The following is a 25357-nucleotide window of genomic DNA, read 5'->3' on the forward strand; positions in this document are numbered from 1 at the left end:
GCACTGTCGTATCTGCTCAAGTGCATAGTCAGCGCCATCGCCGACGGCATTGTCCGCCACGTCAACCTCCCCTCAGCACCCTCATCGCAGCCGGCAATCGGACCGGCCGCGCTTGTGACGACTTCTACTTCCTGGTCACCCGCTGTGCCACGTACTCACGGCGCCAGGAGACCTCCCTACTCTCATCGACGGTGACCTTCCACCGCAGGACGTCAATTGCTGCGCCAACGCCGAAGTGGTCCAGGTAGTAGTGGCATGAGTCGAATCCGAGTTCGACCCGGCCGCCCGCACGGCTCAGCCGGGGCGGTTCGAGTGCGATCGCGCCGAGTTGTGGATGCGCGGCCACAGCACTGGCAACGTCGTCGATGAACCAACCGGACCGCGCCAGCTCACTGACGGTGGGCGCGGAGACGACGGGCCCATCAATCCTGGGTCCGGAGTAGAACTCGCCCAACAGTTCGGCGTACGCCATCGGATTCAGGTCATCGACGAGCCGGCGGCCGAGGTCGCGCATGGTGGCCAGGTCGTTCACACAAAGGACGGTCCCGTCACAGCATTCGAGCATCCCGTACGTCTCGAGCATGACGTCCTCGACCGGGGTGCGCATCACAACCCAGACGGCCTCATCGACCCAGCTCTCCTGGGCAATCAACCAGTCGGAGTGTTGGAACCCGTAGGAACCCCAGTTGGTGCGGACGGTCATGCTGTCCGGCCAGTCCCGCCGCGCGGTGATGCGTTCGTCGGGAGCGTTCAAGATGTAGCGCTCCAGCGCCGCAACCATCCGGTCACCGTTCACCGCGCACCTCCGGCGCCCACCCGGCTGACGCACCCGGCCGCGTAGCCGAGCCGCCACCGTCGCCCAACCGCATCGGCACCCATGTCGCTCATGGTCGGCTCACGCACTTTGCGACATAGTCCCGGACCCACCGCACTTCGCCAGCCGGACCGCGGAACACCTTCCATCGAAGTACGTCGACGGACCCTCGAAATGCCTCATGATAGTGACAGGAGCTGAAGGTCAACTCGACATGGTCGGTGGTTGTGTGGACAGACGGGGGTTCCATCAGGGCCGGATCGAGAAAGGGAAACTTTTCGAGAATCTGACTTACCTCTCGGACCAGCCAGCCGGATCTGGTGCTCTCACTAACCGCGGGAGCGTAAACGACAGGGCCGTCGATATCGGGAACCGAGTAGAATTCGGCCAGCAGCTCAGCGTAGGCGAGAGGATCCGGCTCCTTTCCCAGCCGAAGTCCCAGCTCCCGTGCTACATCGACCTTGTTGACGAACAACACCTCGCCCTTGGTCGGGACAATCAGACCATATGTCGGTACCGGCACGTGGTCGATCGGGGAACTCAGAACGACCCTTACCGCTTCTTCAACCCACAACTCCCTGGCCACTAGCCAGTCCGCCGGCTCGAAGTCGTACCATCCCAGGTTCGTCTGGAGGGTCATGCCGTCGGACCAGCTCCGTCGACCGCGAATCTGCTCGCGAGGGTTCAGAATGTGGCGCTCGAAGGCCGCCGCCAGCCGATCAACGTCCACCCGACACCCTCCCCGCCAGGCGCTCTCGGCGCCAGGAAACTCCCTCGTCCTCAGCACCACTCACAAGCCACCGACGCACGTCGATTGCTGATCCGATGCCGGCCGGGTTGAAGTAGTAGTGACAGGAATCGAAGCTAAGTTCATCAGTCACTCGCGGTGGTTTGGGTTCAACCGGAGCGAGTTGCGGGTGGTTGGCCAAGGTAGCTGCGACGTCGCAAACCAGCCAGCCGGATGGAGTTCGTTCGCTTACCGTGGGCGCGGAGACGATCGGCCCATCGATCTTCGCACCGGAATAGAACTCGGCCAGCAACTCGGCGTAGGCAAGCGGGTTCAGGTCGCCGCCGAGCCGGCGGCCGAGATCCCGCATCGCTGCCAGGTCATTGACGTAGAGCACGCTGCCGTCGCGGTTAAGAACCAGGCCGTACGACTCCAGCATGACGTCCTCGATCGGAGTGCTCCGGATGACCCGCACCGCTTCGTCGACCCAGGACTCCCGAGCGATCAACCAGCCAACCGGCTCGATGTCGTACCAGCCCCAGTTCGTCCCTACGGTGATGCCGTCCGGCCAGTCCCGTCTTGCACTGATGCGTTCGTGGGGAGACCTCAAGACGTAACGTTCGAGCGCCGCAACCAACCGGTCACCGTGCACGGAACACCACCGCCGGCCGGCTGACGCACCTGGCAGCGTAGCCGCGCTGCCAGCGGACGTCGCCATCGGGCGATCCGCTGACGGTCCATTCGAGGACATCCGCGGAACCCAAGAACGCCTGGTGATAATGGCATGACGTAAAGCTCATCTCTACCCGGTCCGCTGACTGACGAACGGCTGGTGGGTACAGGGTCGCCGGGTCGAGGAACGGAAATTCGGCGAGAATCTGGTCGACGTCACGAACCAGCCAACCTGACTTGGTGAATTCGCTGACGGCAACGGCATCGACTACGGGCCCTTCAATGTCGGGGACCGAATAGAACTCGGCCAGCAGTTCGGCGTAGGCGAGTGGGTCCAGACTCTCCCCCAACCGGCGTCCCAGTTCGTGTGCGGCGGCAGTGGAGTTGATGGGGACCACCTCGCCCTCGGTCGGCACGATCAGACCGTAGGTCGGCGCCGGCACGCACTCGGAATAGGAACTGAGGACCACTCGGACCGCATCAGCGACCCAGGCTTCCTGTGCGATCAGCCAATCCTGCGTCCTGAAGTAGTACGAGCCCCAGTTCGTCTCGATGGTCATGCCCTCGGGATGGTCCCGCCGGCTGCGGATATCCTCGTGCTGAGGGTGCAGGATGTGGCGTTCGAACGCCGCCATCAGCCGGTCACCGTCCAACGTCCCTCCCCCCTCGTCCCGGCCACCTACTGGTGGCGTCGTCTGGAGTCCGCCGCCGGCGGTCAGCCGGCCGCTGGTCATGCTATTCGCGGCCGGCCGTCTCCAGCCGAGCGGCCAGTTGATCCAGCAGATGACGCACCATTTCGCCGAGCGCCTCCGGCGGCATGTCGGCCGGCCGATGCCCGGTCAACTCGACGATCAGCGCCCCGGGCGTGTCCGCGACGCCCGGGCCGCGCGCCGCCACGACCAGTTGTCCGCTCTCGGACCGGATCTCCACACAACTTCGGCCCTGAAACAGTTCCACCGTGGAGAGCCGGGCACCGGAGGCCGCGGAGACCAGGACCGCTCCCCCGACGTGGCTGGAGCTGGTCGATGGGTGCAATGCGGCGGTCAACAGCAGACCCAGGTGTCGGTCACTGACGGTACGCAACAACGCGGCGACCGGCCCCGACCAGTCCCACCGCCCGCCCCGGTCCGCCATCGGCACGATCTGCAGCAGGCTCCCGGTGGCGAAGACGACCACCCGTCCACCCGCCGTGGGAGCTGCGGACGTAGGCCGGACGTCGATCGGTCCCCGATCCGCCCAGACATCCCGGCCCGTCGCGCCGGCCGGGGTCTGCGCCGGGAACTCCCGCACTCCCTGGCCGGGCTGGAAGTCGGCGAAGACCCGGAGGTAGTCGCCGTACACCATGGGCAGGTCGAGTCCGGTGAGCCGGTCGAATATCGCCCGGCCGAGCTGCTCGCGGGGCCCGCGGTAGTCGAGCGACAGCTCGAAGTCGTACGCCGCGTACGCCGATTCCGCGTCGTCCAGGTCGGTAGCGGCCAGAGTCAACTGCCCCCAGCCGTCGGCGCCGATGAGCGCGTGGGCGTCGACCGGCAGCACGTAGTCCTCGCCGGAGTCGAAGTACCGGATCAGGTCCAGCGCCTCGGCGACCCGGTGGGCCAGGAGCTGGCCCGGACCCGGGTGCCGCAGGTAGATCTCGACGGTGTCGCCCATTCAGGTGCCCACTAGATGTTCGTCTCGTTGATCCTGGTGGCGTTGTCGATGTCGGTGCCCTGGAACTCGGTCATCGCCAGGATGGTGCCGTCACCCACCCGGGACAGTCCCTCGCCGGCCCGGTTCATGCCGGTCTCCACCAGGTCCGGCAACGACTCCTCGGCACCGTCGGGGACGGCGTAATAGGTCGTCTCGAAGGCGTTGCCGTACTGGTCGGAGCCCCAGGGCCGCTCGGCGTGCACGGCGTTGATCTCACAGAGCACCGCCTGGGTCTCGGTCTTGAACGACTCGGCGATCGAGCGCAGGACCGCGCCGGTGCCGGCGACCTCGTTGGGGTCGCCGTCGACGTTAAGAAACGTACCCATGTCCCTCCTCGTCCTTCTTGCGCAGTGCCTGCGGCAGGTCGGCGTCGTGGTGCTCCAGCATCACGTCGAAGTCGGTCTTGCCGAGCAGCCCGTCGGTCTTCGGCAGCACCCGCTCCATGATCTCGCGGGTCTTCTGGTTGGCGTCCTCGACGGCCGCCCGGACGGTGGCCAGGATCGTCGCGGAGAGCGCCTTCGAGTTGGGGTTGCGGTAGACGCGGGGGTCGATCTCCAGTTCGATGAGCTGGCCGCGCGGGCCGACCACCGCCTTGACCAGGCGGTCGTCCGACCAGGCCGTACCGGTGATCTCCATGACCTGCTGGCGGGTCTGGGCGGCGTCGTCGAGGGTGCGTTTCAGCCCGTCGAGCACGCCGTGGATCGCCGACCACTGCGGACGTTCCATCTCCTCGCCTCCCCCCGGGGCCGCGAGGGCGCCGACCAGGCGTCCTCTGGTTTCGACAATAGATGACGGTGGCGCGGTGCGGGGTTCAGCCCTCGCCCCCGCGGAGCAGATCAGCCACCCCGCCGGCCCGCTGTTGCGGGATGGGCGGGGGCACCGGTGGCGGGTCCGCCGCCGGCCGCGCCGGGTCCCGGGTCGGATCCACGGGTACGCCGGCCGCGTCGGACCGGGTCGCCGGATCGGGATCGGCTCCGTCCGCCGGGTCGGCGTCGGGTCCGGTCTGTCGGGCGGCCAGTGCGGCGGCGTGCGCCAGCAGCCCCGGCACCCGGTGGCCGGGCAGCGATATCGCGATCGGCGAGGCCGGGTTCACGACGAGCCGGAAGCCGGCGTCGGGCCACTGCCGCAGCACCTCGACCAGGTCGAGGGTGACCGTCGGCAGGTCCAGGCCGCGCCCGGCGAAGAAGTCGGCGTACCGCTGCGGCGAGGTGAACACCGGGATGGTCGCCACCCCGTCCACATCCACCGCCTGGGTCGGGACGGTCACCCGCGCCGTCACCAGCAGGTCGAGCAGCACCTCACCGTCGAGCGCGGCGAGCGCGTCGCGCAGCAGCCGCTCCAGTTCGGTGGCGGGGGTGAAGCCGGCCAGTTCGGTCGCGTCCGGCAGCAGTGCCGCGAGGTCGTCCGGTGCCACCAGCACCCCGATCGGGGTCACCGGGTTGACCGCCAGCCCCCACCCGGCCGGGGTGGTCCGGGCCAGCTCCGCGAGGCTGGTCGCCCGCCAGCCGTCGGCGGTGACGGTCCGGTGCAGGCCCTCGGGCGAGGTGAACACCGGCAGGTACGGCACGCCGTCGCGGTCGCGGGTGAGTAGCCGCTGCCGTCCGGTGTCCGCCGGCTCACCGCCGTCCTGGAAGCCGGGTAGGTAGAGCGGGACGCCGGCCAGGATGCCCAGCAGCTCGGCCAGGTCGCTGTTGTCGGCGGCGGCACGCAGCCGACGCTCCACCTCGTTCGCCGGTGTCCAGGGCGCCGCCCCGGAATCCTCGCTCATCGGCGCCGTCATCGGGCCTCGAAGAGTGCCGCGAGGGCGTCCCGGCCGACCCGGTCCGGTGGTTGCCAGGGCGCCTTCATCCGGGCCGGCAGACCTGCGCCGATCTGGTCGTCGCGCAGCTCGCGGAGCTGGCCCTGGTCGACCTGGTGCTGGGCCATCGCGCGCAGCGTCCGTGGCGGCTCGACCAGCCGCGCGCAGAGGTCCTCGACACTGTCCGCGCACCGGGTCAGGAGGTTCGCGCAGATGTGGTCGGCGTCGAGGTCGTCCCGGTCGCGCGGGTCGTCGTCGTCGAGGTACCAGACCGAGTCGAGGTCACCGCCGGCGATCCGCACGGCGAGCAGCCCGCCCTGCACGTATCCGATCGGCAGGAAGTCGACGGTCAGCCGGTCGCGTAGCCAGTCGACCAGGTAGGAGAGGTCCTGGTGCCGGTCGGTGCGGGCGATCCCGAACAGCTGCTGGTCGGCGAGGAACCCGTGACCGGGCAGCACGGCCGGGCCCGCGGGTCCGGCACCGTTCGTGGCGGCCAGAAATCGCCGGTACGCCACCGGCAGCGGCCGGCCAAGCGCCTGCTCCAGCAGGGTGAGCAGTTCCTCCGGTACGGCTTCGGCACCGGCCAGTGGCACCGCCGCCGCCGGCTCGTCGGATCGGACCCCCGAGCCAGCCACCGCCACGGTGCTGAGTCCACCACCGTGCCGGAAGGCGCCGTGCAGTTCGATCGGGACCAGCGCGATCTCGCGGGTCATCGCCACGTGCGCCCAGCACCAGCCGGCCGGCGTCGACACCGCCGGCTCGGCCAATGACCGAGGGCCAGCCGGATCGGCCGCGGGTGGTGGCGCGGCCGGTGCTGGGCGGGCGGGCCAGAGTGGGTCGCCGTCGGGTTCGGCGGCGGCCCGGGCCATCGTCAGGTTCGCGGCCAGCACGTCGACCACCCGTACCTCGTGCCGGGTCAGCCCGGGCGGCGGTGGGGGCAGCTCCAGGACCGCTCGGGCGCAGAGCGGCCAGTCCGGGTAGCCGTGCGGGGTGATCAGCACGCCCTGCCGGTAGCGGACCCGCAGCACCGGCGAGCCGGGGTGGATGACGCTCAGCGCGTACCTGGCTCCGGGCGGTCCGGCCGGCGCGGTGCCGGTCATGGTGCCAGGCGGGCGAATGTCCCGGCCGCGACCCGGGCGAGCCGTTCCGGGGTGTCGTCGGGCAGCTTGTCGGCGTCCCGGATGACCCGTATCTGGATCTGGAGCATGAGATTGCCGTGCTGGCTGTTGAGTTCCATGGCGCGTTCGTCGCCGAACCAGAAGGCGGCCGTTCCGGCGCCGGCGATGTCGGTGGGCTGGCTGCGTGCCTTGCGCCGCGCGGTGTCGAAGTACTCCCTGGCCCAGCGCCCGTCTGGAAACAGCTCCGCGTCGAGGGTGAAGGCGACCAGGGACCGTGCCGAGGAGTGGGAGACAGCGCAGAGCCGGGCGCTATCGGCCAGTGGGGTATCGGCCGTCGGGTAGATCTCGGCGATCGGGGTCAGGTCGGCCCGCCGGCAGAGCGAGCCGGTCATCACGTAGGTCGGGCCCTGGTCGGCGGGGGTGGTGGCGGGTGCGGTCGTGCTCGGCGGCAACGGTGGCAGGGTCAGCACCGGGCCGGAGTCCGGGTCGCCGGCCGGGTCGCCGCCGCCGCACGCCGCCGCCGTGAGCAGCGCGGCAACGGCGAGCACGGCCACTGACAACCGGACGGCCGGTCGGGCGGCGCGCGGGGCGGGACGGCCGGTCACGCGCCGAGGGTGGGCTTCGGCTCGGCCGCGGGAGTCGTCGGACGGGCGCCGTCCAACACGCCGCCGCCCGGGGTCTCGACGGTCCACGCGCCCTCCTTGTCGAGAATCTTGCGGATCTTCTCGAATTCGCGGTCCGTGCTGCTGACCTCGGGCTGCTCCGGGGCGATCTTGCGGGAGGTGATCTCGCCGGGCTGGCTGCCGAACGCGGCCTTCCGCAGCCCGCGCAACACGCCGGCGGATTCGGTCGGCACCCGTTGGCCCGGTGCCGGTCGGGCGGGACGCCCGACGATCGGGGTGGTGCGCCGCGGCGGCGGGGCCAGCGGATTGGCCGGCGCGTTCGGGTCGCTGGTCGGCACCGCGGGCCGGATGGGCGGGATCGCGCGGGTGTCCTTCGGGCGCGGTCGGCCGAGCACCGGCGGCGCCGCGTCCGGCCGGAACGCCGACGAGCCTGGACCGCGCGAACCTCCGCCGGGGCCGTGGGTGGTCGGGTCGCCGCGGCGGGGGCCGCCCGGCCGGGGGGTGGGCGGCGTCGCCCGTGGGTTGCGCAGCACCGGCGAGGACGGCGCCGCCGGCGGCGAGCCGAACTGGTTTCCGCCGGTGCGGGCGGTCGGGACGGCCGGGGTCTGGGTCTCCGGGCCGCGCCGGTTGCCCTGCGGGTTGGCCGGCGCGGCGGGTGCGCCCTCGGCCGGTCCGCGGCGCCGGATCTGCGGCGGGGGCGGCGGCTGGCCCGCCCGGGACTGCGGCATCGACGGGGGCAGACCCTCCCCGGTCGGCGTCACACCGGCACGCAACACGCCGGGCGTCCCGCCGGTGGGCAGGTTGCTCAGCAGGCCCTTGCCGGGCAGCGCCGGCAGGCCGCCGGGACGCAGCGCGGGCGAGGTGGACGGCAGGCCGCCGGGCAGTGTCCTCGGCAGCACCGGGGGCAGCACCGGCGGGGCGACCGGCGGCGCCGTGACGTTGGGCGCGGTGATGTCCGGACCGGTCAGATTCGCACCGGAGCCGTCGGGTGCGGTGAGTTCGGGTACGACGTTCGGCGCGGTGATGTTCGGTCCGGTCAGGTTCGCGTTCGAGAGATCGGGGGCGTCGATGTCCGGGGCGGCGGTGGGCGCGGTGATGTTCGGCCGGTTGATGTTCGGGGTCAACCGGGGTGGCGAGATGTTCGGCACGCCCAGGCCGTCGAGCTTGTGCCGGGCGATGAACTCGGGGTTCGGCCGGACGGCGTCGCTCGGGCCCTCGTAGACGGTGGCCCGACCGCCGGCGAAGTCCTCGTTCATCACCGACCAGTAGTCGCGGGCCATGCCGAACTGGACCTTCTGCGCCTCCCAGTTCCAGGCGAGCTGGTTGTCCCGCATGAACGTGACGTACTGGTCGGCACCGGGGGTGCCGGGAACCAGGTCGTCGACCGACTGGTAGCCCTTGTTCTCCAGGTATCGCGTGCTGGCGTCCACCATGCCCTGCGTGTAGCGATCCCAGAGCTGGGACATCTCCCGCTGCCGGTTCTCGATGACGGCGGCGAGCGAGAGCGTGCCCATCCAGTTGGTGACGGCCGCATCCTCCCAGGCGTCGATCGACAGCAGCGTCGCGCCGGGGCCCCGGGCCAGGAAGGCGTCGGCTCCCTGGCCGGTCCACCCGCCGTTGCCGCCGCTGCCGTCCTTGAGCTTGGACGCCGCGTCGTAGACCCGGGTGCGCAGGTCGTCGAGGACCTGGTTCACCTCGTACCAGCGGTCGGCTAGCTGGCGGACCACGGTGGCGTCCTGCCCCATGATCCGCTTGTAGATCTTCTCGATGCTGTCCTGGTAGAAGGCCTGCTTCTCCTCGTCCGAGGAGAGCACCCGACCCTCCTCGGTGTCCCAGTTGGTGGTCGGCTCGATGTAGTCACCGCTGGGCGGGGCGGGGTAGTAGCGGATGTCCTCGCCCATCCGGTTGGCGAGCCGCCGGTTATCCATGAGCTGCTGGTTCTGCGCCGTCGAGTAGCCGAAGTACTCCTCTTCGCCCGGCATGGCCCGTCCCCTCAGTACCCGACGCCGTAGCTGCGGACCGTGTGCTCCTGGCCGTGCGAGTCGAGCTGCTCGACGGCGTCCTCGACGGGTCCCTGCGGCCCGCTGTCGCGGTGCTGGTCACGTTGGATGGTGGTGGTGCTGGTGACCGGCTCGCCCTGCTGACCGTCGGTGGTGGTGCGGGTCTCGTTCGTCACCGTGATGGTGCCGTCGGGGTTGTCCACCGTGGTGGTGGTCGAGGTGCTGCCGTTCTGGTCGTCACCGCGACTGGTCGTGGTGGTGTTGACGTTCGAGCTGCCGCGGACCGAGTAGCTGCGGTCGGTCACCTGGGAGAGCACCTGGCCGTTGGCGCCGTAGACCGTGGTGGTGAGGACCTGGGAGTCGCTGGTCCAGCTCGACACGCCCGGCTCGGTCCTGCTCTGCACCACCCGGTAGGAGCCGTCGGAGTAGTGGTAGTAGGTGAGGCCGGCGGCCGGCGAGTAGGAGTAGCTGACCGGGACGCCGTCGCCCATCGCCGCCATGGCGTTGCTGCCGGTCGCCTCCGCCATCCGCTGCTCGTACTCCGACCAGGTCTCCGCGTTGCGGAAATTGCCCGGTGGGCGGGCGCCGGGGTCGGAGAAGACGAAGCCGATGTCGTTCACGCTCGCCGCGTTCTCGGAGTCGGAGTTCTCGTAGAGTTCGGCGACCACCGCGGCAGCCGAGCCGATGTTGCGCACGCCCTCGGTGACGTCGGCGGTGAAGTGTTGGAAGTCGCTGAGCCGGTGGTTGAGGAACCGGGCGGCCTGCAGTCCTTCGGGGAAGGCTTCGCCGTCGTCGGAGGTGGCCAGACCGGTGGTGATCAGCATGTTCATCTGCGACATGGCGGTGTTGGCCGCGCCGGCCGCCTGCGCGGAGAGCATCGTCATCTCTTCGTAGTAGCTGACCAGGTCGGTGACCTCGACGTTGACCTTGTCACCGAACGACTGGTAGTCCGACTGCGTACCGCCGCCGGTGTCCTCGTCTGGTAACCCCACTGTGCCTCCCCCGATCAGACTGCCGCGCACCCGGCCGATCCGTCTCGGACGCGCACCTTACAGCGTATTACCCGGCGGCCACGAAGGGCAGCCGACGGTCCCGGCGGAGAGACGCGTTCGTTCCCGCCGGGACCGTCGGCCGATGCCGACCGGCCTGGTTCAGAAGTTGGCCGAGATCCGGTTGTCCACTTCCTGCATCCGCTCGGCGGAGGCGCCGAGCTTCATGCCGAGCCGGGCGAGCGCCTCCTTGATCTCGGTGGCGCCCTGGTTCCACTGGGCCTGGGCCTGGTCGCACGCCTGGCCGGCGGCACCGGACCAGTCGTTGGCGAACATCTGCTGGAAGGCCTGGTAGAGCTCGCCCAGCTCGACGTCCAGGTTTCCCTGGTAGGTGCCGATCGCGGTCGCGACGTCGCCGATCGCGCCGAAGTTGTAGGTAATGCTCATCGCTTAGTCACCTCTCGACTGTCTCAACCACCAGTTGGGGACGCTGTCGTCAGCCGCGCAGGGCGCTGATGACGGCGCTGTTGCCGGTCCCCTCCGCGGCGGCCCGGATCTCCGCGGCCGCGTCCTCGTCCTGAACGCCGAACTGCGTCGAAGCGTCGCTGATCTTGCCGGACAGGCCGTCCAACGCATTCAGGATCTTCGTCAGACCCTCGTTGAGGTCACCCGAGACCATCTGCAGCGCGTTGTTGGCCGAGCCGGCCATGCCGGTACCGCTCAACGACGTGATGCGGTCGAGCAGTTGTGCCATCCCCGTCGCGAGCCGCTCGCCGGTGTCCTGGCACCGTTGCGCCATCGCATTGAGCTGCTCCTGGGTGGCGTGTACCTGTCCAACGCCTGGAGTATCCGTCAAGGTGGATTCACCCCGCTCCTCTGTTACGCCCCCCGCCCAGGGGAGCCTCCCCTTGGGTCGCATGAAAGCTCATGCGCCGTGTCTCGCGACCCGAAGGTAGCGTCTATTGTCCACTCGGGCCACCCGGTCCAGACCGGATGCCTGCTTTGCTCGCAAATGCCGCTTGGCTCGTTCCTCAATGGCTGTCCGAACAGCGTGCCGCGCGGGCGTACAGATAACGCTGCTGCGGCAGGCTGGTCGTCGACCCGGCGGCCGTCAGGTAGCACTCGCGCGCCGCCGCCCGGTCGCCGGCGAGCTCCAGCAGGTGGCCGCGGACCGCGGCCAGTCGGTGCCCGGCGGCGAGCCGGCCGTCCGCCCCGAGCCCGTCGAGCCGGGCGAGCCCGGCCGCCGGCCCGCGGACCATGGCCACCGCGACCGCGTGGTTCAGGGCCACCACCGGGTTGTCGGCGAACCGCAGCAGCACCTCGTAGAGCGCCAGGATCTGCGGCCAGTCGGTGTCGGACCAGGTCGGCGCCTCGTCGTGGAGCGCGGCGATGGCCGCCTGGATCTGGTACGGACCGGTCGGCCCTCGCGGCAACGCCGTGCTGATCAGGGCCACTCCCTCGGCGATCTGGTCGGCGTCCCAGCGGCTCCGGTCCTGCTCGGCCATCGGGATCAGCGCGCCGTCCGGGCCGGTGCGCGCGGCGCGGCGGGCGTCGGTCAGCAGCATCAACGCGAGCAGCCCGGCCACCTCCGCGTCCGCCGGCAGCAGCCGGTGCAGCAGGCGGGCCAGCCGGATGGCCTCGGTCGACAGTTCGACGCGCTGCAGTCGCGGCCCGGACGTGCTGGCGTACCCCTCGTTGAAGATCAGGTAGAGCACGTGCAGCACGGCGCCGAGCCGGTCCGACCACTGGGCGGCCGGCGGCGCCCGGAACCCGATGCCGCTGTCGGTGATCCGTTGCTTGGCCCGGGTGATCCGCCGGGCCATCGTCGCCTCCGGCACCAGAAACGCGCGGGCCACCTCGCCGGTCGTCAGGCCGCCCACCGCGCGCAGGGTGAGCGCGATCTGGGCGGCCGGCTGGAGAGCGGGATGGCAGCACATGAAGAGCAGCAGGAGGGTGTCGTCGGCGTCGGGCGGCGGCCGGTCGGCCGGCGGCGCGAGCCACTCGTCGGGCAGCACCCGGCGGGCGACGGTCTCCTCCCGTCGGCGCCGGGCCTGTTCGGCCCGGAGCAGGTCGGTCAGCCGGCGGGCGGCGACCGTGATCAACCAGGCCCGCGGGTTGTCCGGTACGCCGTCGACCGGCCACCCGGTGGCGGCCGCGATCAGCGCCTCCTGGGTGGCGTCCTCGGCCGCGTCGAAGTGGCCGTACCGGCGGACCACCGCGCCGAGGACCTGCGGCGCCAAGCCGCGCAGCAGGTCCTCGACGTCGGAGTTCGGCACGACGGGTCAGACCGACAACTCGTCGACGCCCTCGACGACCGGCCGCACGTCCACGTACCACTGCTGGCTCAGCGCGGCGGCGTGCGCCGGATACGGGGTCTGGGCCAGCTTCGCGGCGATCTCGGTGGCCCGGTCGAAGCTGGCGCACTCGACGATGGTGTAGCCGGCGAGCACCTCCTGGGTCTCCGGGTACGGCCCGTCGGTGACCACCGGCACGCCGTCGCGCACCTGGATCCGGCGGGTGTGCACCGGCGCGGCCAGACCCCGGGCGTCGACGAACTCGCCGGACTCGACCAGCTCGTTGTTCCAGTTGGCCATGAATCCGTGCATCGCCGCGAGCTCCTCGGGTGACCAGCTGGGGGCGTCGGTGGGCTTGCCGGACAGCAGGTCGTAGTCGCGCTGCGAGCCGGCCATCATGATCATGTATTTCACGGTCGCTCCTCTTCGTCGGCCCTCCTGCGGGGCCGTGCACAGAAGATGTCGGTGCCGCCGCCGCGGGCCGGACACCCGGCTCCCAGAGTTTGCCACCGGCATCCCGCGGCCACCGGCACTTGACCCGATCGTGATGATCCACATAGATTGGGGTGATTGCGGGGTCCGGGCAGCCTTGCCGATCGACGCTGCGAACGGTCGGGACGTCAAGCCTGAGATCGTCGTGCGCCGGGGACCAGCGGTTCCCGGTGGCCCCCTGAGGAGTGCCCAGCAATGCCCGCACCGACCCGCCCGAGCCCCGACCCGCAGCGTCCCCCTGCCCGCCGTCCCCGTGGCGGGTCCGGCCCGGTCCGCCACCGCCTGGTGGAGCGGCTGGACCGGTACGGCCGCACCCTGGTCGGCGTCACGATCGTCGCGCTGCTGCTGGTGGCCATGACGTTGGCCGCGTCGATGTTCGGGCTGATCGGCCCTTCCAGCGGCGGTGGCGGGCGGGCCACCGCCGGGGTGACGCCGTACCGGGATCCCACCCGGCCGGTTCCCGAGCGGGTGGCCGATCTGCTGACCCGGATGTCGCCGGCCGAGAAGGTCGGGCAGCTGGTCCAGGTGGACCACGGCGCGCTGGCCGACGCCACCGACCTGGGCACGTACCGGATCGGCTCGGTCCGCGCCGACGGCGGCTGGGCGCCGGCCGACAACACCGCCGCCGGCTGGGCCCAGGCGTACGCCGAGGTGCAGCGCGTCGCGACCGGAACGCCGCTCGGGATTCCGCTGATCTACGGTGTCGACGCGACCCACGGACACAGCGTGGTACGCGACGCCACCATCTTCCCGCACAACATCGGCGTGGGCGCCAGCCGGGACGCGGGGCTGGTCCAGCGGATCGGTCGGGCCACCGCCGAGGAGATCGCCGGCACCGGCATCGACTGGGCCTTCGCGCCCTGCCTCTGCCTGACCGGCGAGGCCGGCGGGCGGGCCGGCTACGAGTCGTTCGGTGAGCGGCTGGAGATCCCGGCGTCGATGGCGGCGATGGTCGCCGGGCTGCAGGGGCCGGCCGTCGGCGAGCCGACCTCGGTGCTGGCCACCGCCAAACATCAGGTCGGGCCGGGTGAACTGACCGAGGACCGGCTGCGCAGCGTGCACGTCCCGCCACTGCACGCCGCCGTCTCGCACGGCGTCGGTTCGGTGCTGCTGACCTTCGCCGACTGGTCCGGCGCCCGCGCCCCGGCCCACCAGCGACTCGTCAACGACCTCCTCAAAGGCGAGCTGGGCTTCACCGGTTTCGTCCTCAGCGAGAGCGCCGGCCTGGACACCATCGACGGCTCGCCCGGCCTGACCGGCGCCGAGGTGGCCACCGCGATCAACTCCGGCATCGACATGGTCGCCGTCGCCACCGACCATCGGGAGTTCCTGGCCCTGCTGCAGGTCGAGGTGGACGCCGGCCGGATCTCCCCGCAGCGGCTGGACGACGCCAACACCCGCATCCTGACCCGCAAGTTCGAACTGGGCCTGTTCGAGCGTCCGCTGCCCGATCCGGCGCTGCTGAGCATGGTGGGCAGCCAGCCCCACCGGGACCTGGCCCGGGAGGCGGTCCGCGCCTCGCAGGTGCTGCTGAAGAACGACGACGACGTGCTGCCGCTGGCCAAGGCGGGCGGCAAGATCTTCGTCGCCGGCAAGAGCGCCGACGACCTCGGCAACCAGGCCGGCGGGATGACCCTCACGCGGCAGGGCGCCAGCGGCGGCGTCACCACCGGCACCACCATCCTGGCCGGCATCCGGCAGGCCGTCGGCGACGGCACCCGGATCACCTACCAACGCGACGGCGCCGGCATCGACCGGTCGTACCGGGCCGCGATCGCGGTGGTCGGCGAGCTGCCGTACGCCGAAGCCGACGCCGGCCTGCCGGCCCTGGACCGCGCCGACGCCCGGATGCTCGACCGGCTGCGCGCCGCCGGCGTACCGGTGGTGGTGGTGCTGGTCTCCGGCCGCCCGCTGGACGTCGCGGACCGGGTCGACGACTGGGCCGCACTCTTGGCCGCCTGGCTGCCCGGCACCGAGGGCCAGGGGGTGGCCGACGTGCTCTTCGGCGACCACAACCCGACCGCGAAACTGCCGGTCACCTGGGCGGCGGCCCGCTCCGGACGGGCCGAGCTGTTCCCGTACGGCTTCGGGTTGAGCTTCGCCGGCGCCCCGGCGCCCGGTGACCGGCCGACGGGTCCGCCGGTCGCACCGGCGCCGACCACCGGCCGGCCGCCCGCCGGCGCGGTGGTCCCGCCGCCGCGACCGACCCCGACCAGCCGGCCGACCCCGACCAGCCGACCGACCCCGACCAGCCGACCGACCCCGACCGACCGGCCGACCACGCCGCCGACCACGCCACCGGCGGCCAGCCCGACCGCCACGACGGCCGCCTGCGCGGTCGAGTTCGCGGTCGGCAGTCGGTGGTCCGACGGCTTCGTGGCCGAGGTCAGCATCGCCAGCCGGGCGACGGTCAACGGGTGGACCCTGAGCTTCACCCTGCCGGCCGGCCAGCGGGTCAGCCAGGCGTGGAACGCCACGGTCAGCCAGCGCGGCAACACCGTCACGGCCACCAACGCCGCCTGGAACGCCGCCATCGCGGCCGGCGGGGAGGTCTCGTTCGGCTTCCTGGCCAGCCACGACGGGACCGCCGGCAGCCCCGCCGGAGGCACCCTCAACGGCACCACCTGCGGCTGACCCTGGGAGGGTTCGGCGGCTCTGACCGCCGGCGGCTGACCCGGGGACGGGCCGGCGGCTGTCACCGCCGGTGTGACCAGGTCGGACCGGGGCGCAGCCGGTGCCACGTATCGTTACCGGGCCCGACCGGCCCGGTCGGCCGGCGGTGCACCGCCCCCATCCAACCAGGAGGCACGATGACGCTGGGTGACCGTGCGTACTGGCTCCGCGCGCCCGGGCACGGCGAGATCCGACCGGTCACGGTGGCCCGGCCCGGCCCCGACGAGGTCCTGGTGCGCACCCTGCACTCGGGGGTGAGCCGCGGCACCGAGTCGCTGGTCTTCCGGGGCGGCGTGCCGCCAAGCCAGTACGCGGCGATGCGGGCGCCCTTTCAGGAGGGCGACTTCCCGGCACCGGTGAAGTACGGCTACCTCAACGTCGGCGTCGTGGAACAGGGCCCGCCGCGGCTGCTCGGCCGGACCGTCTTCTGCCTGTACCCGCACCAGACGCGGTACGTGGTGCCGGCCTCGGCGGTCACCGTCGTACCCGATGCCGTGCCGGCGGCCCGGGCGGTGCTGGCCGGCACCGTGGAGACGGCGGTGAACGCGCTCTGGGACGCCGCTCCCCTGGTCGGGGACCGGATCGCGGTGGTCGGCGCCGGCATGGTGGGCTGCTGCGTGGCCGCCGTGGTGGCCCGGCTGCCGGGCGCCCGGGTGCAACTCGTCGACGCCGACCCGGCCCGGGCGTCGGTGGCCGCCGCGCTCGGGGTGGAGTTCGCCGCACCCGAGACCGCCGCCGGCGACTGCGACCTGGTGTTCCACGCCAGCGCCAGCGAGGCCGGACTGGCCCGTTGCCTGGAACTGCTCGCGCCGGAGGGTACGGTGGTCGAGCTGAGCTGGTACGGCGACCGTCGGGTCAGCGTGCCGCTGGGCGAGAACTTCCACTCCCGCCGGCTGGTGATCCGGGCCAGCCAGGTCGGCACGGTCTCGCCGAACGCCCGCGGGCGCAGCTTCGCCGACCGGCTCGCGCTGGCCCTGGAACTGCTCGCCGACCCCGCGTTCGACGCGTTGGTCACCGGGGAATGTGAGTTCGACGAGCTGCCGCAGGTGCACGCCAGGCTCGCCAGCGGCGACCTGGCCGCCCTGTGCCACCTGGTCACCTACCGACCCGAAGGATGAAACCTTGTACAGCATCACCGTCCGTGACCACATCATGATCGCGCACAGTTTCCACGGCGAGGTCTTCGGACCCGCGCAGCGGCTGCACGGCGCGACCTTCGTGGTGGACGCCACCTTCCGCCGGGTCGAGCTGGACGCCGACAACATCGTGGTCGACATCGGTCTGGCCAGCGGCCAGCTGGCCGAGGTGCTGGGCGAGCTCAACTACCGCAACCTCGACGAGGAACCCGCCTTCGCCGGGGTGAACACCTCCACCGAGGCGCTGGCCAGGGTGATCGCCGACCGGTTGGCCGACCGGGTGCACAGTGGCGCGCTGGGCGAGGGCGCCCGCGGCCTGGCCGGGCTCACGGTCACCCTGCACGAGTCGCACATTGCCTGGGCCAGCTACGAGCGGACCCTGTGACGGCCGGCGAGCGGGCGACGGTGGTGACCGGCCCGACGCCGACCGGCGGACGGCGGGTGTATCTGGTGGTGCCGGCCGGGATCGACGATCCGGCGGCGCCGAGCGGCGGCAACAGCTACGACCGGCAGCTCAGCCGCGGGCTGGCGGCCGCCGGCTGGCGGGTCGACGAACGTCTGGTCGGCGGGCCCTGGCCGCGGCCGGGACCGGCCGGGCGCGCCGAGCTGGCGGCCACCCTCGCGGCGGTACCCGACGACGCCGTGCTGCTGCTCGACGGTCTGGTCGGCTGCGCGGTACCGGAGCTGGTGACACCGGCGGCCGAACGGTTGCGGCTGGCGGTCCTGGTGCATCTGCCGCTGGGCGACGAGACCGGTCTCGAACCACGCGAGGCCGCTGAACTCGACGCCCTCGAACGGCGCACCCTGCGCGCCGCCGCCGCCGTGGTGGCGACCAGCGCGGCCACCGGCCGACGCCTGGTCGACCAGCATGGGCTGCCCGCCGACCGGGTACACGTGGCGGTACCGGGCGTCGAGCCCGCACCACCGGCGCCCGGATCGACCGCCGGCTCCCGGCTGCTCTGCGTGGCCGCGGTGACCCCCCGCAAAGGCCAGGACGTCCTCGTCGAGGCACTGGCCGGGCTGACCGACCTGAGCTGGGACTGCCGGTTCGTCGGCGCCCTCGCGGCGGCGCCGGACCACGTCGACCGGCTGCGCCGCTCCGCCGCCCGGGCCGGGGTGGCCGACCGGCTCCGGTTCACCGGACCGCTGGCCGGCACCGCCCTGGCCACCGAGTACGCGGGCACAGATCTGCTGATCCTGCCCTCCCACGCCGAGACGTACGGCATGGTGGTCACCGAGGCACTGGCTCGCGCGATCCCGGTGCTGGCGACCCGGGTCGGCGGTGTTCCGGAGGCGCTCGGCCGCGGCGCCGACGGCGACGTACCCGGGATGCTGGTGCCGCCCGGCGAGCCGGCCGCCCTCGGCGCCGCGCTGCGGCGCTGGTTGACCGAGCCCGATACCAGGCGGCGGTGGCGGGCCGCGGCCGCGGCCCGACGGGACGGGCTGCCCCGTTGGCCGGCGACGGCGCGGACCGTGGCCGAGGTGCTGGAGCGGCTCGACCACGAACCCCGGAGGAACCGATGAGTGCAGACGACTCCCCCTACAGCCCCGCCTGGCTGGGCCTGCGCGAGCCGGCCGACGCGGCGGCCCGGTCCAGGGAGCTGCTCGACCTGGTACCCGATCTGCTGGCCGGTCACCACCGGCCGCTGATCCGCGACCTGGGCTGCGGCACCGGTTCGATGGGCCGGTGGCTGGCCACCCGGCTGGCCGGGCCGCAGCACTGGGTCATGTACGACCGCGACCCGGAACTGCTCGACCACGCCCGCACCCGGATGGTCGGCAGCGGCGCCGACGGCGCCCCGGTCACCGTCGAGACCCGCCAGGGCGACATCGGCCGGCTGACCGCCGCGGACCTCACCGGCGCCGCGCTGGTGACCGCGTCGGCGCTGCTGGACCTGCTGACCGCCGAGGAGGTCGCGGCGCTGGCCGAGGCGTGCGCGGGCGCCGGCGTACCGGCGCTGTTCACCCTGACGGTGGTCGGTGCGGTGGAGTTCACCCCAGCCGACCCGCTGGACGCGCCGATGGGCGCCGCCTTCAACGCCCATCAGAGCCGCCGGGACGGCGACCGCACGCTGCTCGGCGCCGGCGCGGTCGAGGCCAGCACGGCGGCGTTCGAACGGGCGGGCGCGTCGGTGCTGGTCCGGCCGAGCCCGTGGCGGCTCGGCCCCGACCAGGCCGCGCTGACCGCCCAGTGGCTACGCGGTTGGGTGGCGGCGGCCTGCGAGCAGCAACCGGAGCTGGCCGACGGCGCGGACGACTATCTGAAGCGCCGGTTGGCCGCCGCCTCGGCGGGCGAGTTGCGGGTCGAGGTCGGGCATTGTGACCTACTCGCGAAATTCAAATGAACCAGAGGACCCCCGCCCCGCGTATCAGTCTCCGGAGGCTCACCCGAGGGAGGACACGTATGCGCGGGGCTAGGGCGCTACATCCGGCGCCGGCCGGCCGTGCGGCATCGTGAGGGGGAAGATTTGGGCCTGGGGGCGGATGCTCGGCGGGCTCGGCATTCTCGCGCTGCTGCTGTGGCGGCTCGGCACCAGCGCGTTCCTGGACGGGATCCGGGTGATCGACGTCCAGACCCTGGCACTCGCCTGCGGGATCGGCCTGCTGACCACGGTGTTCAGTGCCTGGCGCTGGTGTCTGGTGGCCCGCGGGCTGGGGTTGCGGCTCCCGCTGGTCGGGGCCGTGGCCGACTACTACCGGGCGCTGTTCCTGAACGCCGCGCTGCCGGGCGGGGTGCTGGGCGACGTGCACCGGGCGGTGCGGCACGGCCGTGACGTCGACGACCTCGGCCGAGGCGTACGGGCCGTGGTGCTGGAACGCTCCGCCGGCCAGGTCGTGCTGCTCGCCGTCGGGCTGACGATGCTGCTGACCATTCCGCCGCCGGTGCTCTCGCCCGCGCTGCTCGGTCGGTTCGCCGAGGCCGGGATGGCCGTGGCGGGGGCCGCCGCGCTGGCCGCGGCGCTGGTGACCGGTCTGGTCGTCTGGCTGCGCCGGCGCGGCTCACGGTTGGTCCGAGGGCTGCGTACCGTCGCCACCGACGTGCGGCAGGGGCTGCTGTCGCGCGGCAACTGGCCGGGCATCGTGCTCTCCTCCGCGGTGGTGCTCGCGGGGCACCTGGCGACCTTCCTGGTCGCGGCGCGCGCAGCCGGTTCGGCGGCGCCGGTCGCCCTGCTGGCTCCGCTGTTGCTGCTGGCGCTGCTGGCGATGGCGCTGCCGCTGAACGTGGGCGGCTGGGGTCCCCGGGAGGGCGTGCTCGCGTGGTCGTTCGGCGCGGCCGGACTCAGCGCCGATCTCGGACTGACCGTCGCGGTGGTGTACGGGCTGCTCGCCCTCGTGGCGAGCCTGCCGGGTGCCGGGGTGTTGGCGTACCGGTGGCTCAGCCGGTCCCGGACCGGCCGGCCGGCCCGGGTCGGGGTGCGGGCCGGCGAGCCCGACTCGCCGCCGTCAGCACCGGAACCGGCGCCCGCGGCCCCGGTCGGCGCCGCCCGCCGGCCGGCTGACCGGCGGCGGCTGGCGGGCCTGGTCCGGCGCCGCCGTCCCGGTTCGGTGCTCGGCGGACCGACACCCGGCGGGCCGTCGGCGGGCGGCCGGGCCGCGCCACGCAGCCTGCGGATCTGGCGCCGGGGCCACCGCCCGGTCCGTCAGGCCTCGTCGTCGAACCGGTCGGAGAGCGCGTAGCGCAGCAGGACCACGTCGCCGATCTGCCGGACCTCGGCCAGGTGGGCGCGACGGTCCGGACCCCACGGGAAGCTGCCGTCCCGCACGAAGCGCGGCGCCCGGGAGTCACCAACGAAGAACGGAGCGATCACCAGGTGCAACTCGTCGACGAGACCGGCGGTGAGGAACTGCGTGTGGATCGTCCCGCCGCCTTCGACCATCAGCCGCCGCACGCCCCGCTCGTGCAGGTCCGCCACCACCCGGTGCAGATCCACCGGGTCGCCGCTGTCGACCACGGTGGCCACCTGGTCCAGCCGCTGCCGGGTGGTGGCCAGGGCGGGCCGCGCGCAGTAGACGAGCTTGTCGATCTCGCCGGTGACGAAGAACCGGGCGGCCGGGTCCAGCTCTCCGCGACCGGTCACCGTCACCTTGACCGGCGTCGGGGGCAGGCCACGCGCCACCCGGGCCTGTCGGCGGGCAGCCGAGCGCACCAGCAGCCGGGGATTGTCCTGGCGGACCGTCTCGGCGCCGACCAGGATCGCGTCGCAGTCCGCCCGGACCGCGTCGACCCGGTCGAAGTCGGCGTCGTTGGATAGCAGCAGCCGGTTCCCGGTCGCGTTGTCCAGGTAGCCGTCGATCGACATGCCGCAGCTGAGCAGGACGTACGGTCGCTCGACCACCGCTGGAACCTCCCTGCCGGTATGGAACCCGGATCCGTTCAATCGGCTCAATTCCCGGGTAAGCCGATCGGGACGGACGCTCCCGGCTCTCCGTCGCCCGTTCCGTCACCCGACAGAGGCACTCTAGATCATCATGAAGCACCGAACCGGTACCAGCATCCACCGACCCGGTCCGCCCCGGGCGGGGCCCGTGACCCGGATCCCCGCCCGATGGCCGTCGAGCCCGTCCCGGCTCACCGGCCCGGTCCCGACCACCGTCGGGGTCAACCGCGTCCAAGCACAGGGAGTGTCGATGTCGCAACCGTCACCTGAAGTTTCCGTCGCCACCGAGTCGGTCGCCCGCCCATGGACCGCGCCGGCCGTCATCGCGGCACGAATCGACGAACCGGCGCCGTCGACGAACGGACACCGGGGCGTCGCCCCGCCGGCGAGGATCCGGCAGCAGGTCACCGTGCCGCTGCGCTTTCCCGACGGCTACCGCGCCACGGCCCGGGTCTTCACCTTCGACGGCCTCACCGACGGCAGGGAGCATCTGGCGCTCGGGCTCGGCGACTGGCGGGCGTCGCTGGACCGCAGCACCCGCGGTGGCGCGGCGCCGCTGGTCCGGCCGCACAGCGAGTGCATGACCGGGGACGTCTTCGGCAGCCAGCGCTGCGACTGCGGACCGCAGCTGCGGGAGGCGGTCGAACGGATCGCCGACGCCGGTGGGCTGCTGCTCTACCTGCGGCAGGAGGGCCGCGGCATCGGCCTGTACGCCAAGCTGGACGCGTACGCGCTGCAGGACGCCGGGCTCGACACCTATCAGGCCAACGTCGCACTCGGGCACGCCGAGGACGAACGGGACTACACCCCCGCGGCCCAGATGCTGCGGGCACTGGGCGCCGACCGGGTGGCGCTGCTGAGCAACAACCCGGACAAGGCCGAACAGCTCAGCCACCTCGGGGTGGAGGTCGCCGAGCGGGTCCCCACCGGGGTGCACGTCTCCACCGCCAACGTCCGGTACCTCACGGCGAAGGCCGCGCACACCGCACACACCATCGAGCTGCCGTTCGCGGACTGACCGCGCCTACCGCTCCCGGACCCGGCTACCCTGCCGGTTGTGGATGTCGAGGACGGGCAGCGGGTGACCGCCTCCCTCGCCGAACAGCTCGACCGGGTGACCTTCACGAACCTCTCCGCCGATGAGGTGACGGCGCTGATCATCGGGTCAGCGGTCGACTGGGCAACCGGTCAGGGCTGGCGGGTCTACCGCCGGGCGGCAAGTGTGCTGCCGCTGCCGCCGCCGCTGTCCGGACGGCACTCGGTCGTGGATGTGGCCTGCGCCCGCCCCGACGGGCCGCCGCTTGTCATCGAGGTCGACCGCACCGACCGCGCCCGGACCGTCGAGAAGCTCTCGGCGGAGGCGGCTGCCGGCCGGATCGCGATCTGGGTCCGGTGGGGCACCGGCCCCTTCGCCGCCCCGCCGCCCCCGGTGCACCTGGTGACCTGCGCGGTGAGCCGCCGGCCGGGTCCGGGTGGAGCGGGCCGGCGGTACTCGCGGACACCGGCATCGGGCGACCGCCCCGCGCCGGCCCACTCGACGGTCGCCGGCGGCTCGACCGTCGCCGCGGCCACCGCCGTCGAGCTGCCGATTCCGGAGCTGGCCCCGGACGACGCCGCCGCATCAGCCGGCGACTGACCGCTACCGCGCCGCCAGGCAGTTGTTGCTGGTCCGGTGCCGGATGTATTCCGTATCGTCGTCCGTGATTCCCGACGGCGTACCGTCGAAGTGGGCTTCGACCTTCTCCCAGCCGCGCCGCTGCTCGTAGTGCAGGTGCGGGGCGCCGGAGTTGCCGGTGCTGCCGACCAACCCGAGCTGGTCACCCTGGGCGACCCGCTGACCCGCCTGCACCAGTGGCGGTTCGAGCAGATGAAGGTACTGCGTCTCCCAGCGGCCACCATGATCGATCTTCACCCAGTAACCACCGCCCCGACCCCGCGGACCGTTCGGGTTTGCCGGCGTACGGCCGCCCAGCGAGCCGTTGATCCCCGCCACGGTGACGGTGCCGGCGTAGGAGGCGAGCACCGGCCGTCCCCACGCCTCCCCCTCGGTCGGGAACAGGTCGACGTCGTAGTCACCGTGCCCCGGGTAGGTGCCCAGCTGCCAGGTCTCGCCGCACGCCACCGGCAGCTGGAACAGCGGGCGCGGACCGGGCGGCCGCAGCAGCGGCGCCAGCACCAGCGTGGCGGCGGTCACCGCCCCGACGACAGCGAATGCGAGAGCCGCCAGGAGGACGCGGTTTCGAACCTGCCGGGAACGCGGGCTGACCGTCACCCATCCAAGGATGGCAGACGCCGGCCCGACGCCGACTCCACTCGGATGCCGTCGGCGGGAAGGCGATGTGCGTCGCCCGGCGGCGCCGTGTACAGTGAGGCCCCGTGCGAGGCCGTTGGGCGAATGCCCGGCTGCGGTCGTTCGGTACAGTGGTCGCACAGGTCCGGGTGGCGGAATGGCAGACGCGCTAGCTTGAGGTGCTAGTGCCCGTATAGGGCGTGGGGGTTCAAGTCCCCCCTCGGACACGTCAACCCCTACCACAACCGTTCATGTTTCGAGCGGTTCGGGTGGGGGTCGTTGCTTCTGGCGCGGGCCATCCGCCGAGGTGCCGGGCCTGGGCGCGGATGCCTTGTCAGACCCGCACCAACGCGCAGGCGACCGCGCCGTCCACGCCGAGCGAGGTGATCAGTGCCGGCCGGCCGAGCGGCTCACCTCCGGCGCGCTGAGCCTCGGCCAGGACCGCCGCCAGTTGGAACGCGCCGAGCGCGCTGAAGGTGTTGCCGACCTGCCCCGATACGGCCACCCGGCGTGGCCGGTCGGATCCAACCAGCACCTGGTCGACGGCGGACCGCTCGGCCTCGTCCAACCCACCGTCGCCGCTGCCCGCCAGGCTGACCAGCCACAGGTCCACCGGATCGGTCCCGGTCCGAGTCAGCAGAGTCTCGATGGCAGCGGCCAGCCGCCTCGACTGCGCCCGCCGGTCGCGGTCCACATCGGTCACGCCGAACTCGAAGTCGACGAGCTCGGCGAGCGGCCGGCGGCCGCTGCGCTCGGCGGCGGTGGCGTCGTCCAGAAGAAACGCGACACACCCCTCCCCCATCGGGGTGAACTCCGCCGGGTCGCGTCCGGCCGCATCGCCGCGCAGCTGGGCAGCCGCCCAGGCCACCGGCTCGGACAACTCCTCCACCGCGCCGACCAGCAACGTGTCTGCGTAGCCACGGCGAATCATCCGGGAGGCGTACCGGAGGGCGGACAGCCCGGTGACGTGTCCCCCGGAGACCGTACTGTTCGGACCGCGAAGCCCGTGCCAGATCGCGGTACGGCCGGCTGCGCCGTTCATCACCGTGTTGGGGAACGCCGCCGGGTCCACATGAAACGGCTTGTCCTGCACGAAGGTGTCCCGCAGGAAGTTGGTGATGCTGGCCAGGCTGCCGGTGCTGGTCCCGAGCACCAGTCCGACCTGGTTCCGCTCGTCACCCGCAGCCGGGCCGTGCTCCGCGAGTACCATCGCGGTCGTCGCGATGACCATCAGGGTCATCCGATCCAGCGTCCGGGTGCCCTTCGTGCCGATGAGCCGGGTCGGGTCGAAGTCGGCCAACGGGTACCCGACCGTCGCAGCGGCGCCGTCCGGTGGGTATTGGCCGGTCCGCCCGGAGCGCCAACCGGCCACAAAGGACTCGCGACCCATACCCAGTGGGGAGACCACCGACCAGCCGACGACACACGGCCCGTTGATCGTCCGCGCCCCGTTTCCCGGTCGCGTCATCATCTGCCTCCTTCGGAGCACGCGGCCGGCGTGCGCGCATACAAGAGATAAGTCGTCAACTCGGCTGAACAGTCGACTTGAGAATGCCGGCCAGCCTTGCGCATAATACATTCGCTTGCATCGCTTTGGCTGCGACCGACCACCCGAGTCACCGTGACAATGTCCTGTTTGCACATGAATCTACGGGGGTGCTGC

Annotated in this window: 26 protein-coding genes, 1 tRNA gene and 1 pseudogene; 9 read left to right on the forward strand and 19 right to left on the reverse strand. The window is 72.1% G+C overall.

What is annotated here, in order from left to right; all coding sequences use genetic code 11:
- Positions 1-124: 124 nt before the first annotated feature.
- The 16 genes from O7627_RS20505 to O7627_RS20580 form a co-directional block, all read right to left on the reverse strand.
- Positions 125-796 carry a hypothetical protein gene (locus tag O7627_RS20505; protein ID WP_278095118.1) on the reverse strand — a complete coding sequence of 224 codons (672 nt, stop codon included), beginning with the start codon at positions 794-796 and terminating at the stop codon, positions 125-127.
- 88 nt (positions 797-884) lie between these two features.
- Positions 885-1544, reverse strand: a complete 660-nt coding sequence (locus O7627_RS20510) for a hypothetical protein (RefSeq protein WP_278095119.1) — start codon at positions 1542-1544, stop codon at positions 885-887.
- A complete protein-coding gene (locus tag O7627_RS20515) occupies positions 1534-2193 on the reverse strand; it encodes a hypothetical protein (RefSeq protein ID WP_278095120.1) in 660 nt (219 codons plus the stop codon). The genes O7627_RS20510 and O7627_RS20515 overlap by 11 nt, the downstream gene beginning before the upstream one ends.
- On the reverse strand, positions 2183-2866 hold the full coding sequence (locus O7627_RS20520; RefSeq protein ID WP_278095121.1) for a hypothetical protein: 684 nt from the start codon (positions 2864-2866) through the stop codon (positions 2183-2185). The genes O7627_RS20515 and O7627_RS20520 overlap by 11 nt, the downstream gene beginning before the upstream one ends.
- An 82-nt stretch (positions 2867-2948) precedes the next feature.
- Positions 2949-3863: a hypothetical protein gene (locus O7627_RS20525; protein WP_278095122.1), complete on the reverse strand. Its 915-nt coding sequence runs from the start codon at positions 3861-3863 to the stop codon at positions 2949-2951.
- Positions 3864-3874: 11 nt separating this feature from the next.
- Positions 3875-4228 (reverse strand): hypothetical protein, encoded by a 354-nt coding sequence (locus O7627_RS20530; RefSeq protein ID WP_278095123.1) that lies wholly within the window; start codon positions 4226-4228, stop codon positions 3875-3877.
- Complete coding sequence (locus O7627_RS20535) at positions 4212-4628, reverse strand: YbaB/EbfC family nucleoid-associated protein (protein ID WP_278095124.1); 417 nt, start codon at positions 4626-4628, stop codon at positions 4212-4214. The genes O7627_RS20530 and O7627_RS20535 overlap by 17 nt, the downstream gene beginning before the upstream one ends.
- Positions 4629-4713: 85 nt before the next feature.
- Complete coding sequence (locus O7627_RS20540) at positions 4714-5670, reverse strand: SseB family protein (protein ID WP_278095125.1); 957 nt, start codon at positions 5668-5670, stop codon at positions 4714-4716.
- 8 nt (positions 5671-5678) lie between these two features.
- Positions 5679-6800 carry an SMI1/KNR4 family protein gene (locus O7627_RS20545; RefSeq protein ID WP_278095126.1) on the reverse strand — a complete coding sequence of 374 codons (1122 nt, stop codon included), beginning with the start codon at positions 6798-6800 and terminating at the stop codon, positions 5679-5681.
- Positions 6797-7423 (reverse strand): hypothetical protein, encoded by a 627-nt coding sequence (locus O7627_RS20550; RefSeq protein WP_278095127.1) that lies wholly within the window; start codon positions 7421-7423, stop codon positions 6797-6799. The genes O7627_RS20545 and O7627_RS20550 overlap by 4 nt, the downstream gene beginning before the upstream one ends.
- Entirely contained in the window at positions 7420-9423 is a 2004-nt protein-coding gene (locus O7627_RS20555; protein WP_278095128.1) for a hypothetical protein, read from the reverse strand. The genes O7627_RS20550 and O7627_RS20555 overlap by 4 nt, the downstream gene beginning before the upstream one ends.
- 11 nt (positions 9424-9434) lie before the next feature.
- Entirely contained in the window at positions 9435-10433 is a 999-nt protein-coding gene (locus tag O7627_RS20560; RefSeq protein ID WP_278095129.1) for a hypothetical protein, read from the reverse strand.
- A gap of 159 nt (positions 10434-10592) precedes the next feature.
- Positions 10593-10877 carry a WXG100 family type VII secretion target gene (locus O7627_RS20565; protein WP_278095130.1) on the reverse strand — a complete coding sequence of 95 codons (285 nt, stop codon included), beginning with the start codon at positions 10875-10877 and terminating at the stop codon, positions 10593-10595.
- 49 nt (positions 10878-10926) lie between these two features.
- Positions 10927-11286, reverse strand: a complete 360-nt coding sequence (locus tag O7627_RS20570; protein ID WP_278098353.1) for a WXG100 family type VII secretion target — start codon at positions 11284-11286, stop codon at positions 10927-10929.
- Between the two features lie 175 nt (positions 11287-11461).
- On the reverse strand, positions 11462-12706 hold the full coding sequence (locus tag O7627_RS20575; protein WP_278095131.1) for a DUF6596 domain-containing protein: 1245 nt from the start codon (positions 12704-12706) through the stop codon (positions 11462-11464).
- A 6-nt stretch (positions 12707-12712) separates the two neighbouring features.
- Entirely contained in the window at positions 12713-13129 is a 417-nt protein-coding gene (locus O7627_RS20580) for a YciI family protein (protein ID WP_278098354.1), read from the reverse strand.
- A 282-nt stretch (positions 13130-13411) separates the two neighbouring features.
- Here O7627_RS20580 and O7627_RS20585 point away from each other — a divergent pair, with 282 nt between their 5' ends.
- From O7627_RS20585 to O7627_RS20610, 6 genes and pseudogenes are all read left to right on the forward strand, one after another.
- A complete protein-coding gene (locus O7627_RS20585) occupies positions 13412-15850 on the forward strand; it encodes a glycoside hydrolase family 3 N-terminal domain-containing protein (RefSeq protein WP_278095132.1) in 2439 nt (812 codons plus the stop codon).
- Positions 15851-16026: 176 nt separating this feature from the next.
- A complete protein-coding gene (locus O7627_RS20590) occupies positions 16027-17007 on the forward strand; it encodes a zinc-binding alcohol dehydrogenase (protein WP_278095133.1) in 981 nt (326 codons plus the stop codon).
- A 4-nt stretch (positions 17008-17011) separates the two neighbouring features.
- Positions 17012-17410, forward strand: a complete 399-nt coding sequence (locus O7627_RS20595) for a 6-carboxytetrahydropterin synthase (RefSeq protein ID WP_278095134.1) — start codon at positions 17012-17014, stop codon at positions 17408-17410.
- Entirely contained in the window at positions 17407-18549 is a 1143-nt protein-coding gene (locus tag O7627_RS20600) for a glycosyltransferase family 4 protein (protein ID WP_278095135.1), read from the forward strand. The genes O7627_RS20595 and O7627_RS20600 overlap by 4 nt, the downstream gene beginning before the upstream one ends.
- Complete coding sequence (locus tag O7627_RS20605; protein WP_278095136.1) at positions 18546-19370, forward strand: class I SAM-dependent methyltransferase; 825 nt, start codon at positions 18546-18548, stop codon at positions 19368-19370. The genes O7627_RS20600 and O7627_RS20605 overlap by 4 nt, the downstream gene beginning before the upstream one ends.
- A 139-nt stretch (positions 19371-19509) precedes the next feature.
- Positions 19510-20397: pseudogene (locus O7627_RS20610) on the forward strand (lysylphosphatidylglycerol synthase transmembrane domain-containing protein); the annotation flags it as partial.
- A gap of 269 nt (positions 20398-20666) precedes the next feature.
- On the opposite strand, the gene O7627_RS20615 reads toward O7627_RS20610, so the two are convergent.
- Complete coding sequence (locus O7627_RS20615; RefSeq protein ID WP_278095137.1) at positions 20667-21362, reverse strand: dihydrofolate reductase family protein; 696 nt, start codon at positions 21360-21362, stop codon at positions 20667-20669.
- A gap of 292 nt (positions 21363-21654) precedes the next feature.
- Between O7627_RS20615 and ribA the strand changes: the two genes are divergently transcribed.
- Entirely contained in the window at positions 21655-22422 is a 768-nt protein-coding gene (gene ribA / locus O7627_RS20620; protein ID WP_278095138.1) for a GTP cyclohydrolase II, read from the forward strand.
- Between the two features lie 39 nt (positions 22423-22461).
- On the forward strand, positions 22462-23040 hold the full coding sequence (locus tag O7627_RS20625; RefSeq protein ID WP_278095139.1) for a hypothetical protein: 579 nt from the start codon (positions 22462-22464) through the stop codon (positions 23038-23040).
- Between the two features lie 3 nt (positions 23041-23043).
- On the opposite strand, the gene O7627_RS20630 is transcribed toward O7627_RS20625, so the two are convergent.
- Complete coding sequence (locus tag O7627_RS20630; RefSeq protein ID WP_278098355.1) at positions 23044-23631, reverse strand: M23 family metallopeptidase; 588 nt, start codon at positions 23629-23631, stop codon at positions 23044-23046.
- A 206-nt stretch (positions 23632-23837) separates the two neighbouring features.
- On the opposite strand from O7627_RS20630, the gene O7627_RS20635 reads away from it, so the two are divergent.
- Positions 23838-23921: transfer RNA gene (locus O7627_RS20635), tRNA-Leu, on the forward strand.
- Between the two features lie 107 nt (positions 23922-24028).
- Here the strand turns inward: O7627_RS20635 and O7627_RS20640 are convergent.
- The gene (locus O7627_RS20640) at positions 24029-25162 is read right to left on the reverse strand and encodes a beta-ketoacyl synthase N-terminal-like domain-containing protein (RefSeq protein ID WP_278095140.1); all 1134 of its coding nucleotides are present in this window, start codon (positions 25160-25162) and stop codon (positions 24029-24031) included.
- Positions 25163-25357 lie beyond the last annotated feature (195 nt).

This window comes from Solwaraspora sp. WMMD1047 (genome assembly GCF_029626155.1).
Lineage (GTDB): Bacteria > Actinomycetota > Actinomycetes > Mycobacteriales > Micromonosporaceae > WMMD1047.